Source organism: Bosea vaviloviae, assembly GCF_001741865.1.
In the GTDB taxonomy this organism is placed as follows: Bacteria; Pseudomonadota; Alphaproteobacteria; order Rhizobiales; family Beijerinckiaceae; genus Allobosea; species Allobosea vaviloviae.
This window is the reverse complement of sequence record NZ_CP017147.1, coordinates 1,651,932-1,667,036: the sequence shown is the minus strand read 5'-3', so window position 1 is coordinate 1,667,036 and position 15,105 is coordinate 1,651,932. Positions and strand designations below refer to the sequence as shown.

13 protein-coding genes are annotated in these 15,105 nt (G+C 62.0%); 7 read left to right on the top strand and 6 right to left on the bottom strand.

What is annotated here, in order from left to right; translation table 11 throughout:
- Window positions 1-40: 40 nt before the first annotated feature.
- Window positions 41-1,090 (top strand): class I SAM-dependent methyltransferase, encoded by a 1,050-nt coding sequence (locus BHK69_RS07815; protein WP_158516175.1) that lies wholly within the window; start codon window positions 41-43, stop codon window positions 1,088-1,090.
- A 33-nt stretch (window positions 1,091-1,123) separates the two neighbouring features.
- Window positions 1,124-2,245 (top strand): DegT/DnrJ/EryC1/StrS family aminotransferase, encoded by a 1,122-nt coding sequence (locus BHK69_RS07810; RefSeq protein WP_069689602.1) that lies wholly within the window; start codon window positions 1,124-1,126, stop codon window positions 2,243-2,245.
- A gap of 6 nt (window positions 2,246-2,251) precedes the next feature.
- Here the strand turns inward: BHK69_RS07810 and BHK69_RS07805 are convergent, their stop codons facing one another.
- The 3 genes from BHK69_RS07805 to BHK69_RS07795 form a co-directional block, all read right to left on the bottom strand.
- On the bottom strand, window positions 2,252-3,022 hold the full coding sequence (locus tag BHK69_RS07805; RefSeq protein WP_083269187.1) for a class I SAM-dependent methyltransferase: 771 nt from the start codon (window positions 3,020-3,022) through the stop codon (window positions 2,252-2,254).
- Between the two features lie 70 nt (window positions 3,023-3,092).
- Window positions 3,093-4,052, bottom strand: a complete 960-nt coding sequence (fcl, locus tag BHK69_RS07800; protein WP_069689601.1) for a GDP-L-fucose synthase — start codon at window positions 4,050-4,052, stop codon at window positions 3,093-3,095.
- A gap of 92 nt (window positions 4,053-4,144) precedes the next feature.
- A complete protein-coding gene (locus BHK69_RS07795; RefSeq protein WP_158516174.1) occupies window positions 4,145-5,053 on the bottom strand; it encodes an NAD-dependent epimerase/dehydratase family protein in 909 nt (302 codons plus the stop codon).
- Between the two features lie 286 nt (window positions 5,054-5,339).
- Between BHK69_RS07795 and BHK69_RS07790 the strand changes: the two genes are divergently transcribed.
- On the top strand, window positions 5,340-6,314 hold the full coding sequence (locus BHK69_RS07790; protein ID WP_069689599.1) for a lysylphosphatidylglycerol synthase transmembrane domain-containing protein: 975 nt from the start codon (window positions 5,340-5,342) through the stop codon (window positions 6,312-6,314).
- A gap of 47 nt (window positions 6,315-6,361) precedes the next feature.
- Here the strand turns inward: BHK69_RS07790 and BHK69_RS07785 are convergent, their stop codons facing one another.
- Window positions 6,362-7,303: a glycosyltransferase gene (locus BHK69_RS07785; protein WP_244548434.1), complete on the bottom strand. Its 942-nt coding sequence runs from the start codon at window positions 7,301-7,303 to the stop codon at window positions 6,362-6,364.
- A gap of 74 nt (window positions 7,304-7,377) precedes the next feature.
- Complete coding sequence (locus BHK69_RS32580) at window positions 7,378-9,996, bottom strand: hypothetical protein (protein WP_158516173.1); 2,619 nt, start codon at window positions 9,994-9,996, stop codon at window positions 7,378-7,380.
- Between the two features lie 479 nt (window positions 9,997-10,475).
- Between BHK69_RS32580 and BHK69_RS07770 the strand changes: the two genes are divergently transcribed.
- The 4 genes from BHK69_RS07770 to BHK69_RS07755 all read left to right on the top strand — a co-directional run bounded on the left by BHK69_RS07770 (window position 10,476) and on the right by BHK69_RS07755 (window position 13,933).
- Window positions 10,476-11,264, top strand: coding sequence for an ABC transporter permease (locus BHK69_RS07770; RefSeq protein ID WP_069689595.1), 789 nt, complete (start codon window positions 10,476-10,478; stop codon window positions 11,262-11,264).
- Window positions 11,265-11,271: 7 nt separating this feature from the next.
- The gene (locus BHK69_RS07765; RefSeq protein ID WP_069689594.1) at window positions 11,272-12,039 is read left to right on the top strand and encodes an ABC transporter ATP-binding protein; all 768 of its coding nucleotides are present in this window, start codon (window positions 11,272-11,274) and stop codon (window positions 12,037-12,039) included.
- A gap of 240 nt (window positions 12,040-12,279) precedes the next feature.
- On the top strand, window positions 12,280-12,837 hold the full coding sequence (locus BHK69_RS07760) for a LemA family protein (RefSeq protein ID WP_069689593.1): 558 nt from the start codon (window positions 12,280-12,282) through the stop codon (window positions 12,835-12,837).
- A 37-nt stretch (window positions 12,838-12,874) separates the two neighbouring features.
- Window positions 12,875-13,933 (top strand): M48 family metallopeptidase, encoded by a 1,059-nt coding sequence (locus BHK69_RS07755; RefSeq protein ID WP_069689592.1) that lies wholly within the window; start codon window positions 12,875-12,877, stop codon window positions 13,931-13,933.
- A gap of 186 nt (window positions 13,934-14,119) precedes the next feature.
- Here the strand turns inward: BHK69_RS07755 and BHK69_RS07750 are convergent, their stop codons facing one another.
- On the bottom strand, window positions 14,120-15,100 hold the full coding sequence (locus BHK69_RS07750; protein WP_158516172.1) for an NHL repeat-containing protein: 981 nt from the start codon (window positions 15,098-15,100) through the stop codon (window positions 14,120-14,122).
- Window positions 15,101-15,105 lie beyond the last annotated feature (5 nt).

Genomic DNA, 15,105 nt, shown 5'->3' with positions numbered 1-15,105 from the left:
CCAGTCGCCGGCGCCGTCAATCACGTCGCTAACGACAACGTTGCCGACTCCGACATCCGTCTTTGCCTGCCCCGCCTGCGGCCACGCCCAATCGAACGACCTCCCAGAAGCTAGCGCCTTCTACGATACAGCCTACCGGATCTCGCTCGACACGGAAGACCATGACCAGATCATCACTGATCGCCATGGGCAGCCTGTTTTTCGGACTGAACTCCAGACGCAACTCGTTCTGGCGCTGCTTGACCCGCAGCCCGGGCAAAAAATTCTGGACTTCGGTGCGGCCAAGGCGGCCACGCTGAAGCGTATTGTCGCCAAGCGGAAAGACGTTGAAGCCTTTGTCTTTGACGTCAGCGACGATTACCGGCCAGCCTGGCACGGCTGGCTCGACGAGACGCATTGCGCGACCTACACCGTCCCACCCCATTGGATTGGCACCTTCGACGCAATCACCGCCCATTTTGTTATCGAGCACGTTGCCGATCCGGTCGAAACTCTTTCTTTCTTACGCAGCCTGCTTAAACAGGGTGGGCGCCTGTTCGTGACCGTGCCATCGGTACTAGCAAATCCGGGCGATCTCCTCGTAGTGGATCACCTCAGTCATTTCTCGCCTGCTTCGCTGGAGCGTGCATTAAATCTCGCCGGGTTCGGTACGGTCGATGTCGAGGACGACGGTCCGTTGCCAGCTGCCTTGCTGGCAATCGCATCGAATACTCCCTCGACGTCAGGCGTCGTCCAAGCACAGAATTTCTCGGCCATAGAGGCCGTTGCCGCCAATTGGTCAGCCGCCCGTAGCCGCCTCCGGCGCGAGCGGGAGGCACATCTAGGCCGTAAGGCGGCAATTTTCGGCGCGGGGTTTTATGGAACCTGGATTGCTTCGGTGCTGATGCCGCTAGACGACGTACTGTGCTTCGTCGACAACAACCCTCATCTCCAGTCGCAAACGCGTTTCGGCCGGCCGGTTATCCTGCCCCGAGACATGCCCGATGACATTGAAGTGATCTATGTTGGGCTTAACCCATCACATTCTCGGCAAGTGATAGAGCGATGCCGACCACACCTGCGCGCCGACCTTCAGTGGGTCTGGCTCTGATTTCCTTCCGAATCGACTTTAGGTCCAAAATCCATGAAACGCATTCCCGTCGCCGGACCGTCGATCACTGCCAGAGAGATCGACTATGTCACGCAGGCCGTTACCTCGGCCTGGTATGGCGACGCCGGGATGTTCCATGGCCGGTTCGAGGCCGCCTTCGCCAACCATTGCGGACGGCGCCATGCCATCGCCCTACCCTCCTGCACCTCGGCGCTTCACCTCGCCCTGATGGCGCTCGATATCGAGCCTGGCGACGAGGTCATCGTACCGGACGCGACCTGGATCGCCTCGGTTGCGCCGGTACACTATGTCGGCGCCACCCCCGTCTTCGCGGATATCGACAGGGATAGTTGGTGCCTCTCGCCCGAGGCCTTCGAAGCCGCGATCACACCCCGGACAAAAGCGGCGATCGTGGTCGATCTCTATGGATCGATGCCGGACTGGGATCGCCTTAACGCTATCGCAGCAGCCAATGGCGTCGCTCTCATTGAAGATGCCGCGGAGGCGATTGGGTCGCGCTGGCGCGACAGGCCTGCCGGCGCCTTCGGTGTGATGTCTGCCTTCTCCTTTCACGGCTCAAAGACTCTCACCACAGGTGAAGGCGGCATGCTCGTGCTCGATGACGAGAAGCTGTTGGAACGTGTGCAGCGCTTGCGCGATCACGGCCGGTCGCCAGGCGATACGATGTTCTTCAACGATGAGGTCGGCTGGAAATACAAGATGTCGTCCATGCAGGCCGCCCTCGGCCTGGCGCAGCTGGAGCGCGTGGACGAGCTCGTCGACGGTAAGCGACGCATCTTCAGCTGGTATCGCGAGGCCCTGTCAGACTGGAACGGCGGCAAGCTCAACCCGGATGTCGACGGTCTCTACAATTCGTATTGGATGTCGACCGTAGTGCTCGACAGCGAGATTGGCGTGAGAAAGGAAAAGCTGATCCCGCTGATGAGGCAAGAGGGTATCGATGTCAGGCCATTTTTCTACCCACTCAGCCAATTGCCAGCATTCCGGGATACTCCAGAAGCAGCAATCGCCCGAGACCGAAACACGGTGGCGGCGGCGGTCACGCCTTGCGGCATCAACCTGCCAAGTGCCTTGAGCTTGACGAGGGACGATATCGAGCGCGTGGCTTCCGCCCTGAAAAGACTGACGCTGTGAGCGCCCTCAAATCGCTCGCTTCTCCAGCGTGATCTGCAAACGGAAGCCAAGGAGCGGCCCGAGCACAGGCAGCAGCGCGTCTTCGAAGCGCAGGGTCTTCTCGGTCAAGGCCGCCGGCCATAGGCACCAGGATTTGAACCCACCCGAAAGCGGATAGGCCAGCAGGCTGAGCCAGCGGATATCGACGACAGCCAGATCAGGAACGGCGGAGACGACCTTGTCGCGCCCCTGCTTTGAGCCAAACATCAAGGTCGGGATCGCCTGATTGGAGTCGAAGGGGTTGTTGCCCGACTGCGCTTCCGGCTTGAACGGATCGGCATCCATGATCACCGGCTCCTGGTGCAGATGCGTGTAGAACTGCTTGGCGACAACGCTCATTCCCGGCTCGATCATGGCAAGCCGCCCGCCAGGCCGCAGCACGCGCGCAGCCTCGGCCAGGAACGCCACTGGGAACTGCAGATGGTGCAGCACATCCAGCATCACGATTCCAGCGAAGTGGTCGCTTTTCAACGGCAGACGATGAGCGTCCGCCACCAGATCGATGCCCGGGAACGGCACGATATCGATTGAGGTGACATCGCTCCTGCCGCGCTTGAAATCGGCCGAGCTGCCACCAATGTCGAGCAGCGGCCCATCCGGACAGCTCGTTTCCAAGCGCCGGTGGAAATCCGCATAGATCATCCGGAGCGTCGGCTTTTTGTCCCAGATCCGCTTGTGCTCGATCAGGAGATCCGCCGACGAGGCGACATCGACGGATGTCAGGATCTCGGTCTGCAAGGCGAACTCCCCGGCGCCGACGACGGTCAGGTCGCCTTATCGCGATGCAATTTTAGGCCACCTGGAAAAATCAAACGCGCTCGAGCAACTCGTTTTGCGTCAGAAACCAGCGATACGTCATCTCGATGCCCGATCGAAGATCGAAGCGCGGGCGCCAGCCCAAAGCATTCAACCGCGATATGTCGGTGCACTTCCGCGGCGTGCCGTCAGGCTTGGACGGGTCGAACACGAAGCTGCCTTCATAGCCGACGACCTCCGCGATCTGCTCCGCCAACTCCCGGATGGTGACATCGACACCGGTTCCGACATTGAGATGCAAGGCGTCGGAATAGTGTTCAGCGATATGAAGGCTCGCATCGGCGAGATCGTCGACATGAAGGAATTCGCGGCGCGGCGTCCCGCTGCCCCAGATCTCGACCGCGCCAGTTCCGCGCGTCTTCGCCTCATGGATCTTTCGCAGCAAGGCCGGCAAGACATGGCTGGACTTGAGATCGAAATTATCGTTCGGGCCATAGAGATTGGTCGGCATCGCCGAAATGAAGTCACAGCCCTGCTGCAGACGATAGGATTCGGCCAGCTTGAGCCCGGCGATCTTTGCAATCGCATACCATTCATTGGTCGGTTCGAGCGAGCCGGTCAGCAGAGCCTCTTCACGGATCGGCTGATCAGCGAATTTCGGATAGATGCAGGTCGAGCCCAGAAACAACAGCTTCTCGACGCCCAGCGACGCCGACGCGTGAATGACGTTCATGGCGATCGCGAGATTGTCGAAAAGAAAATCCGACGGATATGTCTTGTTCGCAAGGATGCCGCCGACCTTGGCCGCGGCGAGGAAAACAACCTCGGGGCGCTCCTTGCCCATCCATGCTTCAACTTCTGCCTGCCGCCGTAAATCCACATCCGCGCGACGCACGGTGATCGGCGCAATGCCGCGCGCCTCCAGCGCCCGAACCAAGGCAGAGCCGACCATGCCGCGGTGACCCGCGACCCAGACCCGCTTTCCTGCTAGGTTATAGTGCTTGTCCGGCATCAGGGCGCCTTTCCGCAAAAACTACCCTGCGGCAGATATCCCGTCGAAGAGCCGATCACAAGGACACTGTCTGCGCCCACGCCTCCCCAAGCCTATGACCGGTTCTGTGAGAGAAGCCTGGAGACGGTCTTGGACAGGTCGGTTTCGGGATTCCAACCCAACTGCGATCGCGCGCGCTCAATGTCGAGAACCGCATAACGCAGGTCAAAAGGCCGTGCCGGCGCAAAATTCAGATCGAGTTTCCGGCCCGTCAAAGTCTCCAGCAAAGCGATGACATCGCATTCCGTCATGCCGTGCCCGGAGCCGATATTGAAAACACCACGTGGTCGAAACCGCGTATCATCGAAGCGAGCCAGCAATTGCACGAGCTGCTCGACATCGAAATAGTCACGCATATTCCGGCCATCGCCAAAAATCGTGAGAGGGCGTCCCAGGTTCATACTGCGAATAGCCGCCGCGACGAGCCCGTGCCCTTTGTCAAACTGCCAACGCCCAACCGGATTGGCGACCCTTAGTATCGTGACGCCCAGCTGGTCGGCCTGCGCGAAGAAGGTGAGCATGTTCTCCATCAGCAACTTCCCCAGCGCATAAGCTGTGGGCGGCGCCGGCGGTGCGGTCTCGGGGATCGGAGCCTCATGCCCCCGCCCATAGACCTGCCCGCCACTGGAGGCGAAGACGACATGGCAATCTGGATTGACGGCGCGCAACTTCGCCATCAGGGCCGCGGCCTGCGCAGCCTGACCGAACTCATGTGAAGGGTCGAGAGGGTTGGACGCGGGAAGCGAGTTCGAAGCGAGATAAACCAGCACCGTCGCGCTTTCGAGCACCCCCGGCAATTCCGGGGCATCGGCGGCCAAGGCTGCGACGCTTGGCGCATGGAGGGAGAGGAAATCACGGTCGGGGTTGCGAGACACCACGCAGGCGGCAATGCCCCTGGCATGCAATTCCTGACACAGGTGACGGCCGATAAAGCCCGTTCCACCAAAGATGCAGATGGTCAATTCAAGCACTCCGCAGAGACAGTTCGGCAAAGACCGCGCCGCCACAGGACTGCGAGTAAGGCTGCTTTTTCATTGAGGCAACGCTTCTCTTCGCGTCAATCCGGACATCTCCCGGAAACAGCCCCCCAAACTCGGGAAACCCAGCTTGCAGGCAAAGCGCATTGGCCCCCAGCAAGCAGCGCCCGGCACAACTCAGAAGCCCGCCGTTCCATGTCTGTGGCGCTGACCGACAAGCTCATGTAGGAAAGCACGCGCGCTACGGCATAGCGAGATCGGCATTTGAACCATGAATTTCAAGAAATTGATCATCGCGGCGAAATTAGCCGTCGGCGTCGCGCTAATCGCATTTATATTCTACAAAATCGACATGGCGGCTATAACGAATGCCATATATAACGCCAATTTATCGCTTTTTTTACTTGCTACAGGGCTCCTTTCCGTCGCGGTTATTTTTAATGCTTTTCGCTGGGTTTCTATCAGCCGCAAACTTTCGTATGCCGTCGAGCCTAAAATTGCGATCATCGGCTATTTCGAAGCCATGTTCTTCAACCAGATTCTTCCAACCGGCTTCGGCGGAGACGCCATTCGCATTGTCCGAGCCTATGATTCCGGCATTGTCGCAGGTTGGGCCACGATCGGCGTCCTGATCGACCGCGCCTTCGGACTGCTGGCCGTTGGGTTGATGTTGCTTGCGGCCCTCGTCAACCATAGCTCGCAGGTTGCGACAGCTTCGACATTTCCGCTGATCGCGGCCTGCGCCGCGCTCATCGTGGGTGGGGCCGCGGGAGCCGCCGGGCTGGGCATGGTCTTGCGGGCGGAAGCGCTTCCGGGCTGGACCCGCCCCTTCGTCGCCTTGTTGAAAGCCTTCGCCGATGTTTTTAGATCGCCCAAGGGGCTCGGCTATATCTTCGTCACCTTGACCGCGTCGAGCTGCCTGACAGTTGCGTCATTCATGGCCTGTGCGAGCAGCCTCGGTGTCCAGGTGGGCTGGTGGGACTGTGCCATCATTCTTCAGGGCATGGTGCTTGCCTCGTTGATCCCGATTTCGATCGGGGGATGGGGCCTTCGAGAGGGCGCCGCCATCATTCTCTTCGGCGCCTTGGGCATCGGTACCGAGGCAGCCGCCGCGACATCGATCCTCTTCGGCCTCGTCTTGACCGTGGTGGGCCTGATCGGGGCGGCGGTCTGGATGTTCAGCGGCTATCGCCGCGTCGATCTGGCGGCGCGCCTGAATTCCATCAAATCGGCTGAAAAGACCTGAGCGCAGCCGCACATGGTTTTGCGGTTCCAGCTGGTTCGTCTTCCCTATCAAGCCGCTCTGACGGCCACCTCGCGAAGAGCCCCGTTGGATGGAGGCTGCGCAAGAACCTGTTCCCAGGTGATTGCGCGATGATCGCTTGAAACAGCGGGGGCGACATCGCGATCGGGCATCAGAAGCGCCAGAGCTTCGAGCGCCCCTCGCGGCATCCATACGGTCAGCCGGTATCGCCACATCCGATAGGCCAGGATTCCGGCCTGGAGCATCGTCACGCCCACAGCCTTCGCGAGTGCCTGCAGCGCGCCGGGCACGGTGTTGACGGCATCGACGGCGCAAAACGTCTCGCGCACGAGCGTCGAGCCGCTCTGTTGCTGGACGCCGTTCAACGCCGAGACCGACCGGGCGTGGACCGTGTAGTCGTACAGTGCTTCTTCAACCATGGCGGGCTTGAAGAAGCGCAGCCAAATTCCCCAAAGCGCATAGTCCTCGCAATGAGCGGTCCTGGGGTCATGGGAATAGCCGCCCAGCAATTGATAGATATCTCGCCGGGCAAGCACGCTGCCATGAGGAAAGGGGCAGCCTACCTCGACAAAGAAGTTCAGAATGCCACCCCAGTCGCCCGGTCGCACATGAGTTTCGAGCGGCTTTCCTGCCGGCGTCACCAGTGTCATGCCCGTCGCGGAAATCGTCAGGTCGGGATCCTGCAGGAACTGCTCGAATTGCTTTTCGATCTTACCCGGCAGCCATTTGTCATCCGCATCCAGCCGCGCGATGAAGGGATGATGGCTGCACGCAAGACCACGGTTCAAGGCGTGGACAAGCCCGCCATTGCGGCCGGCCCGCACAAACCGGACCTCCTGCACAAGAGATGGCGAACCGATCCGGGAGGACAGGCTGGCGATCGGCACGGGGCTGCCGTCATCGACGATCAGGGTCTCATAGGCTCCCGGGAAACGCTGATCGCGGATCGATTCGATCGAGCGACGCAGCAAGCGGAGATTCTCCGTGCTCGGCTCCTCGAAATACACCGGAAGCAGAACGGTCGTACCCAGGTTCTGGTCCCGCCTCATCTTCGGTTCTCGGTCATCTGGCTTTCGAAAATGGCGCGGACCTCGACGAGACGCTCGATCTCCGCAGGCGACAATGCCGCCCTTTCCTCGAAATCGAATGCGGCGAGATCGCGGACGAAGCGCTTCATGCCAAGTCGCCTGGCGGTGAGGAGGCCCTTTTCGAGAACCATCCTCTCGCATTGTTCGAAATGGTCCTGGTTTCGCTTTTCCGCCTGATTGCCGTCTCCGATGATCCGATACTCGCAGAGAACCTCGGGCAGCAGAAAGAACCGAGCCCCCGCATCCAGCAGGCTCACCAGGAAGTCCCAGTCTTCCAGATAGTCGATATCCTCCTGGAACCTCAGCGGGTTCACAGTCAGAAATGCCGTCCGCATCGCATAGCAATGAATCGGAATGAAATTTCCGGCGACGAGAGCGCTCACCGGCAGTTGCTGATGCCCCGGCTGCGGCGGCTTCCACGGCACACGACTGTTGGCGAGGGCCACGCCGACATCGCAGCCCGTCATGCTCAGCAGAGCGGCGAGACGCTCAGCGTAGAGCGGATAGATGATGTCGTCATCATCAAGGAAGAAGGCGAAATCATAGGAGCTGGCATTGGCTCTCACATAGTCCAATCCCACATTCAGCGGGTAGCCTCTGCGCCGCTCCCTGTTGGGCGCTCCAATCACCAGCGCGTCCAGCTGTTGGGAGGCAAGCCATGCTCTCACCTGTGCCTCGACATCGTCTCCTCCATGGACAACGACACAAGGGCGCGTGTTGACGGTCTGGTCGAGCACCGACGCAACCGTTTCCGCGAGCAGATGGAGACGGCTGCCTTGAGTGCGGATGATACAAAGGCCCGCAGTCAGCGGGCCTGCCAGCGGAGCGCCGCGATCATCGGACTGCCCGGTCAGCTGTTGCGCGAACAGATTCAGGAACCCGCGCAGCGCACGCGCTGTCGACAGCGAGGGACTGGCCGCGGCTGCTTTGCAATCGGACGCCGGCAGCCAGCGGTGACGATGCAGGTATTCGGGAATGACCAGGATCGGCTCATCCAAGGCAACCCGCAGCAAGACCTCATAATCGATTTCGCGATCGTCGGCCTCGCCTTCCCGATTCAAAGGGAAATCGCAGCGAACCGCCACGAACTGGCCCGGCGCCAGCCCGCTTTCAAACAGTAAACTGGGACTTGCGTTGCGATTGCGCCGCAACACCTCGCCATCCCCAGCGATATCGACGGGGCTGGCCAGAATGGACCGGCATTTCGGGAAATGGGCACTGTAGAAATCCAGGGCCGCGGTGGCGTGGACCTCGATCTCATCGGCTTCCTCGAGGCTGAAATGCCACTCCGCCCCGGCCTTGAGGAGCGCTTCTTTCAGGCCTCCCCCTGCACCACGCGATAACGCGCTCTCCAATTCCACCACGAAAGCCGACATATCAGCCGGCACCAGATCGAGAGCTGATTTTGAGTTGAAACCGGCAGCTCCACCAAGGACGATCCAGGTGATCCGCCTCACCCCAACCGCTTCGTAGTCGATGTCCATCAGCGCCTTCACCGAGGCTGCACATGAACGGAAATGCTCCGCAGATCCGGCTCGGACGGTCACGATCGCGTAGCGCGGCACTGCCTGGCTGCAACGAACATCCTGGCGCGGCTCTGTTTTCGCAAATGCGCTGCGGATCAACTCGACTGGGGCCGCCTTCCTCAGAATCTCGATCGTCTGCGCTGGCGGGCGAATGCCGTATCGTTGCGTCAGTTCCTTGGTCGCGGCCTGGAAGCGCATGTCGCTGGCGAGTTGATCAGCCGGCGTGACGAGACGCGGCGCGAAACGCTCATCCTCGGCCAGAGCACGGCCGCCATACCAGCCGCCATTGAACCAGCCGTCCGGCTCGCTTCCGTCCAGCAGGGGCTCACGGACCTGTGCCCGGGCCATCAGAACAGCATCGGTATCCGATGGCAGTGGGTCGTGAGCGCGCGGCCCAGTCTGCGACTTCGAGCCACTCACGATGGAATGCACGAACGGATCGAGGCCGAGGAAAGCCAGAATCGGCCGTTCGCTGGCATAGCGGTCCGGATCGAAGTCCGGGCGAGGCCAGCGCCCCTTCGCCGCTCCGAACTGGAGATAATCACGAATGGGATCCAAGCCCGAAGCTGCCGCCTCAGGATAGGCCTGGCGGTACCACGCTGCATCGAACAGACCGGATTCCCGAATGATGCGCTCAAGCCCGGCAAGGTGGCGCTCGTCCCACCAAAGCCTGAGCCCTTTAGGCAAAAGCCGCCTGACCAGCCTCCGCTGAAAGCTCATCCGCCTGAGATAAAGAACCCGCCTCAGGCCAGCAGTGGTGCGTCGAGCCTCCTCCATGCGTTGTTTGGTTTCATGGAGTTCAAGCAGCACCTGCTCGAGCCGAGCAGACAGCAGGTCCGAACTCGACACAAGGCGCCGCCGCATCTCAGATCGTTCCGCGTGCCTGCGCTGCTCGGCGCGAACACGCTCAAGTTCCGCCGCATGAGCCTGCTCGCCTCCGCGAGCAGCAGCCGACAGGGAGGCCGAACCGACGCCAGAGGCCATATCGCGATGGGCGCCGCAGCTTTCGGCATCCTTCGGCGCTTGGCCGTTCACGGCGCTGACGTCCAAGGTGAAGCTCCTCCAGGCGGCATGTCGATTTCCAGGGCGGTCGAGCCGCATCGATAGTAGCTGTCCACTACCCGATCAATACCTTTAGCAACAAACGGCCAAGTAAGAATAAACCAATAGATTTTCAGCTGCGCCTCTCGAATTTCGCCTCTGAAAATCGAGCTCTCGTCGCCGCGAAGCGCATTATAAGCACCGGGGCGCGGCAATCTCGGCGGGTTTGATGCTGAAAGCATTTCGCCATTGCAACAACATGACGTGACGACCGAGCCGCTCCGCACTCAGCATCACCGGCAACAAGCCCTGCCTTGCCCGGGGCCTCCGGAATCGCGAAGGCCTCGGCAACGACAGCACTCCGCGAGAAGCCCCCGGAGCATGAACCGCATTCATTCTCCGATCTTGCCAGTCAGGGGCGATCTATGGTCTGACGCCCTCCAAAGGCGTATTGCCGCCGGACCCGTACCCCGGAGGAGAACCAACACATGCGATTTATCGCGCTCGGCACCGCCGATGTCATCGGCGGCTTCGGCTCTTGGCGCATGTGGTGGATGCTCGCAAAGAACGATGTCGCCCGCCGCTACCGGCGCTCGCGCATCGGGCAGCTTTGGCTGACGCTCAGCATGGCGGTCACCGTGCTGGGCATGGGCCTCGTCTACTCGCTGCTGTTCAACATACCGATCGCATCCTACCTACCCCATGTCGGCGTCGGGCTGGTGCTGTGGGGCATGATCGCCGGCATTCTGACCGAGAGCTGCCTGAGCTTCACCGAGAACGAGAACATCATGCGGCAGATCGCATTGCCGCGCTTCACCTACCTGCTGCGCACGATCGCCCGCAATCTTTTCGTCTTCGGCCACAACCTCATTATTCTCCCGGTCGTTTTCCTGGCTTGCGGAACGGCGATCAACGCGAACATGTTCCTGTTCCTGCCGGGTCTGCTCCTCGTGCTCGCCAACCTGGCATGGGCCGGCTATCTGCTCGCCATCCTGTCGGCACGTTTTCGCGATATCCCGCAGATCATTCAGAGCCTGATTCAGGTCGCGTTCTTTGTCTCGCCAGTGGTCTTCAAGCCTGCGCAGCTCCCCCCTAACCATCCGGTCCTGATCTTGAATCCGTTCGCCAGCATGCTCGATGTGATGCGCGAGCCCCTGCTCGGACACCTGCCCAGCCTCACCGCCTACGCCATCCTGCTTGGGCTCCTGGTCGTCGGATGGCTCGTTTCGCTGGCCTTCGCAGGCAAGTACTCACACCGCGTCGTCTACTGGCTCTGAGGGCCTCATGGCACATATCGTTCTGGACAAGGCGAGCGTCGAGCTCGCCGTCTATAATTCCCGCGGGCGAGCGCTCAAGCACGAACTCTTCCGCCGCACCGTCGGGGGTGGGGTGGAGGATCGGCGCGATTCCAGCGTCCAGGTCGTCAAGGCGCTGCGCGAGGTCAGCTTCGAGGCCAGGGATGGCGACCGGATCGGGCTCATCGGCGGCAATGGCGCCGGCAAAACCACGCTGCTGCGCGTTCTGAGCCGCGTCTATCCGCCGACCGGCGGGCGGGCCGAGATCGAGGGGCGCGTATCCTCGCTGATCGACCTCTCCATGGGGATGGACACCGATGCGACCGGCTATGAGAACATCATCATGCGCGGCGTCATGCTCGGCCTTCACCGCAAGCAGGCCGAGGCGATAACGCAGGATGTCGAGGAATTCAGCGAACTCGGCGAATTCCTCGACCTGCCGATCCGCACCTATTCCAGCGGCATGATGCTGCGCCTGGCATTCGCCGTCAGCACCGCGGTGCAACCCGACATCCTGATTCTGGACGAGGTGATCGGCGTGGGCGACGCCGCTTTCGCGGAGCGGGCCGAACTGCGCATGCACAACATGATCAGCAACGCCAATATCGTCTTCCTCGCATCCCACAGCGACGAGACGATCAAACGCTTCTGCAACCGGACGCTCTGGATGAAAGCCGGAACCCTCATGGCGGACGGAACGCCCGAGGAGGTTCTGGCCGCCTATCACGCCGACGGACATCACGCTGCCGGCGAATAAAGCGGGCAGGAGCCGTTTCCGATCCAATTCGATCGCTCAACGGCTCCTGCTTTTTGTCTTAACGCGTTTTCTCCGCGCAAACGTTTCGCGTTTGTCGCGGGGGAACCGGTGCCCACTGCGCTCGAAAACGCATCTAGGGGGCAACCCGAACAGCCAATCTTTCGCTTTCCCGCCCCGCTTCCCCAACGCCACCCTTCATGCAAGGTTGCGCGTCGGGTTTTGCCTGCACGGGAGCGCGCCATGGGCTGGGTCATTCTGGGGCTGCTCGCAGCCGTCGTCGTCTACCTGATCATCACCTATAACGGCCTTGTCGCGATGCGGCAGCGCGTCGGCCAGGCTTTCGCCGATATCGACGTGCAGCTGAAGCAGCGGCACGATCTGATCCCGAACCTGATCGAGACGGTGAAGGGCTATGCCGCCCATGAGCGCGGCACGCTCGATGCGGTGATCGCGGCGCGCAACGCGGCCCAGGGCGCGACCGGCGTGCATGCGCAAGCCGCCGCCGAGCAGCAATTATCGGGCGCCGTCGGCCGGCTCCTGGCACTGGGCGAGGCCTATCCCGATCTCAAGGCCAGCGCCAATTTCCAGCAGCTCCAGGTCGATCTCGGCAATGTCGAGGACAAGCTCGCGGCAGCCCGGCGCTTCTTCAACAATGCGGTCGGCGAATTCAACGCCGCGATCCAGGCCTTTCCCGCCGTGCTGTTTGCCCCGCAAATGGGCTTCACGCCGCGCGAGTTCTTCGATGTCGGCGAGGCGGCGCGGACCCAGCTCGATGCGCCGCCGACCGTGAAATTCTAGGGACGGGCCACGACAACCGGCAGACGAGGCGGCGGCGATGGTCGGCCAAGCCTTCGGGCTCTACACACATCAGCGCAACAACCGGATCCGCTCCGGTTTCCTGCTCGTTGGGCTGTTCCTGCTGGTCTACCTGACCTGCTGGGGCCTGATCCTGGTCGGCTATGGCTATGGCGGCGTGCCGCGCGGGCGCAGCCCCTTCAGCGAGGCGACGCGACTGTTCTGGTCGTGGTGGCCCTTCATCACGATCGCCACCGCGGCCTGGATCTTCATCGGCTTCCGCATCAATGTCGGGCTGATCGGCGCTGCGGCTGGCGCGACCGAGGTGTCGCGGGAGGACAACCCCAAGCTCTACCGGATGCTGGAGAATCTCTGCATCTCGCGCGGCCTGACCATGCCCAAGCTCGCCATCGTCGAGAGCGAGGCGCTCAACGCCTTCGCCAGCGGCGTCAACGACAAGCAATTCACGGTCACGGTGACGCGCGGCCTGCTCGACCAGCTCGACGATGCCGAGGTCGAGGCGGTGCTCGCCCATGAGCTCACCCATATCCGCAATGGCGACGTCAAGCTGATGGTGATCGCGGTGGTCATCGCCGGCGTGATCTCCTTCGTGGGCGAAATCATCTTCCGCAATCTCGGGCGCGTGCGGATTTCTTCCGACGATACCAAGAAGGGTAATTTCGTCGCGATCCTGATCGGTTTCGCGGTGATCGCGGTTTCCTGGCTGCTCGCCGTGCTGATCCGGCTCTCTTTGTCGCGGGCGCGCGAATATCTGGCGGATGCGGGCGCGGTCGAATTGACCAAGAACCCGGATGCGATGATCTCGGCGCTGCTCAAGATCGCCGGCCGTGCCGATATCGACGGCGTGCCGTCAGGCGTGATGGATATGTGCTTCGAGAACGATCCCGACGATTTCGCCGATCTGTTCTCGACCCACCCCTCCATCACCAAGCGCGTGCAGGCGCTGGTGGAGACCGCCGGTGGGCGCGTGCCGATGATGCCGCCGCAGCCGCCCAAGCTGGCGGACCGGCAGACCCTGCCGACCATGGTCGAGGAATCCGCCGCACGTGGTCCCTGGGCGCGGCCGCCGCAGGGCTGAGCCGGATGCGAAAAAGTCGGAACCGGTTTTTCGCGTGAGCAATGCTTTTGGAGGGTAGCCTGAACCACAGCGTCATTGCGAGGAGCAGAGCGACGAAGCAATCCAGGAGCGGCAGCACTCGACGTCCCTGGATTGCTTCGCTGCGCTCGCAATGACGGCCTGGATGGTCTTGAAACCTAGATCTGATCAGCCCCGCGCAATCAGCCTGCCCGGGTCGATCTCGAAGACCAGCGGGTAGAAGGTCTCCCAGCGGCTCCAGCGTTGCGAACCCGCCTCGCTGACCGCCCAGAGCCTGCCGTCAGTGGCGCAGCCGAGATCCTCGATGCCGCCCGGCGCCGCATAGCTCGCGAGCACGGCACCGCTGCGTGGGTCGAGCCGGTGCAAGGCGCCCTGCCTGTTGCCAGCGCTTTCCGAAATCCAGAGCCCGCCCGAGCGATCGAAGCTCGCGCCCTGGGCCAGGAGCGGCAGAGGCAGGCGCCGGCCGGCGTCTGCGGGGCCGAGCGGGTCACTGCCTCCTTCGAAGATGCGCGCCAGCGGGATGGCATAGAGCGTAGCCTCGCCCTGGCGGCGAAACGGGCCAAACCAGAGCGCATCGCCGTCGCAAGCCAGGAATGAGGGGCCCATCGCCTTGTCGACGCGTCGCTCCCCGATGATGGCGGGACTACCGCTGCGGAGCGAAGTCGGGAGATCGAGCGCCAGAAGCCGACCGGAATTGGCGACGAAGAGCGTCGTGCCCCGCGCCGCCAGCCCGCCGGGATGGCCGTAAGCCTCGGGCAGATCGAAACCGCCGGCAAGGCGGCCATCGCCTGGCGCCAGGCGAAACACCCGGGCGAGGCCGTTATCCTGTCTGGGATCGACGCTGCGATAGGCTGCGACGAGGATCTCAGCTCCCGTCACGGTCAGGCCCTGCGGCACATAGCCCTCGTTTAGGCCTGGCGCCCAATAGCGCCTGCCGATGGCCTGTGCGTTGGGGATGAGGCTCAGTGGACGCTGGTCATAGCGTGGCGGCTCGCCGGCGATGGCAGGGCGATCCTGGGCAAGACGATCCTGGGCGGGAGCAAGGCGATCCTGGGCAGGAGCAAGGCTTGCGCAGAGCAGGCCCGCAGCAGCGCCCGACACGAAACTCCTGCGATCCGGCAAACTCTTGCGATCCAGCAAGCCCGCCATGGCCT

Bases quoted from the DNA above. Each gene is read 5' to 3' on its own strand.
- BHK69_RS07810 (WP_069689602.1), top strand. From the start codon at position 1,124: ATGAAACGCATTCCCGTCGCCGGACCGTCGATCACTGCCAGAGAGATC.
- fcl (WP_069689601.1), bottom strand. From the start codon at position 4,052: ATGCCGGACAAGCACTATAACCTAGCAGGAAAGCGGGTCTGGGTCGCG.
- BHK69_RS07790 (WP_069689599.1), top strand. From the start codon at position 5,340: ATGAATTTCAAGAAATTGATCATCGCGGCGAAATTAGCCGTCGGCGTC.
- BHK69_RS07770 (WP_069689595.1), top strand. From the start codon at position 10,476: ATGCGATTTATCGCGCTCGGCACCGCCGATGTCATCGGCGGCTTCGGC.
- BHK69_RS07765 (WP_069689594.1), top strand. From the start codon at position 11,272: ATGGCACATATCGTTCTGGACAAGGCGAGCGTCGAGCTCGCCGTCTAT.
- BHK69_RS07760 (WP_069689593.1), top strand. From the start codon at position 12,280: ATGGGCTGGGTCATTCTGGGGCTGCTCGCAGCCGTCGTCGTCTACCTG.
- BHK69_RS07755 (WP_069689592.1), top strand. From the start codon at position 12,875: ATGGTCGGCCAAGCCTTCGGGCTCTACACACATCAGCGCAACAACCGG.
- BHK69_RS07750 (WP_158516172.1), bottom strand. From the start codon at position 15,100: ATGGCGGGCTTGCTGGATCGCAAGAGTTTGCCGGATCGCAGGAGTTTC.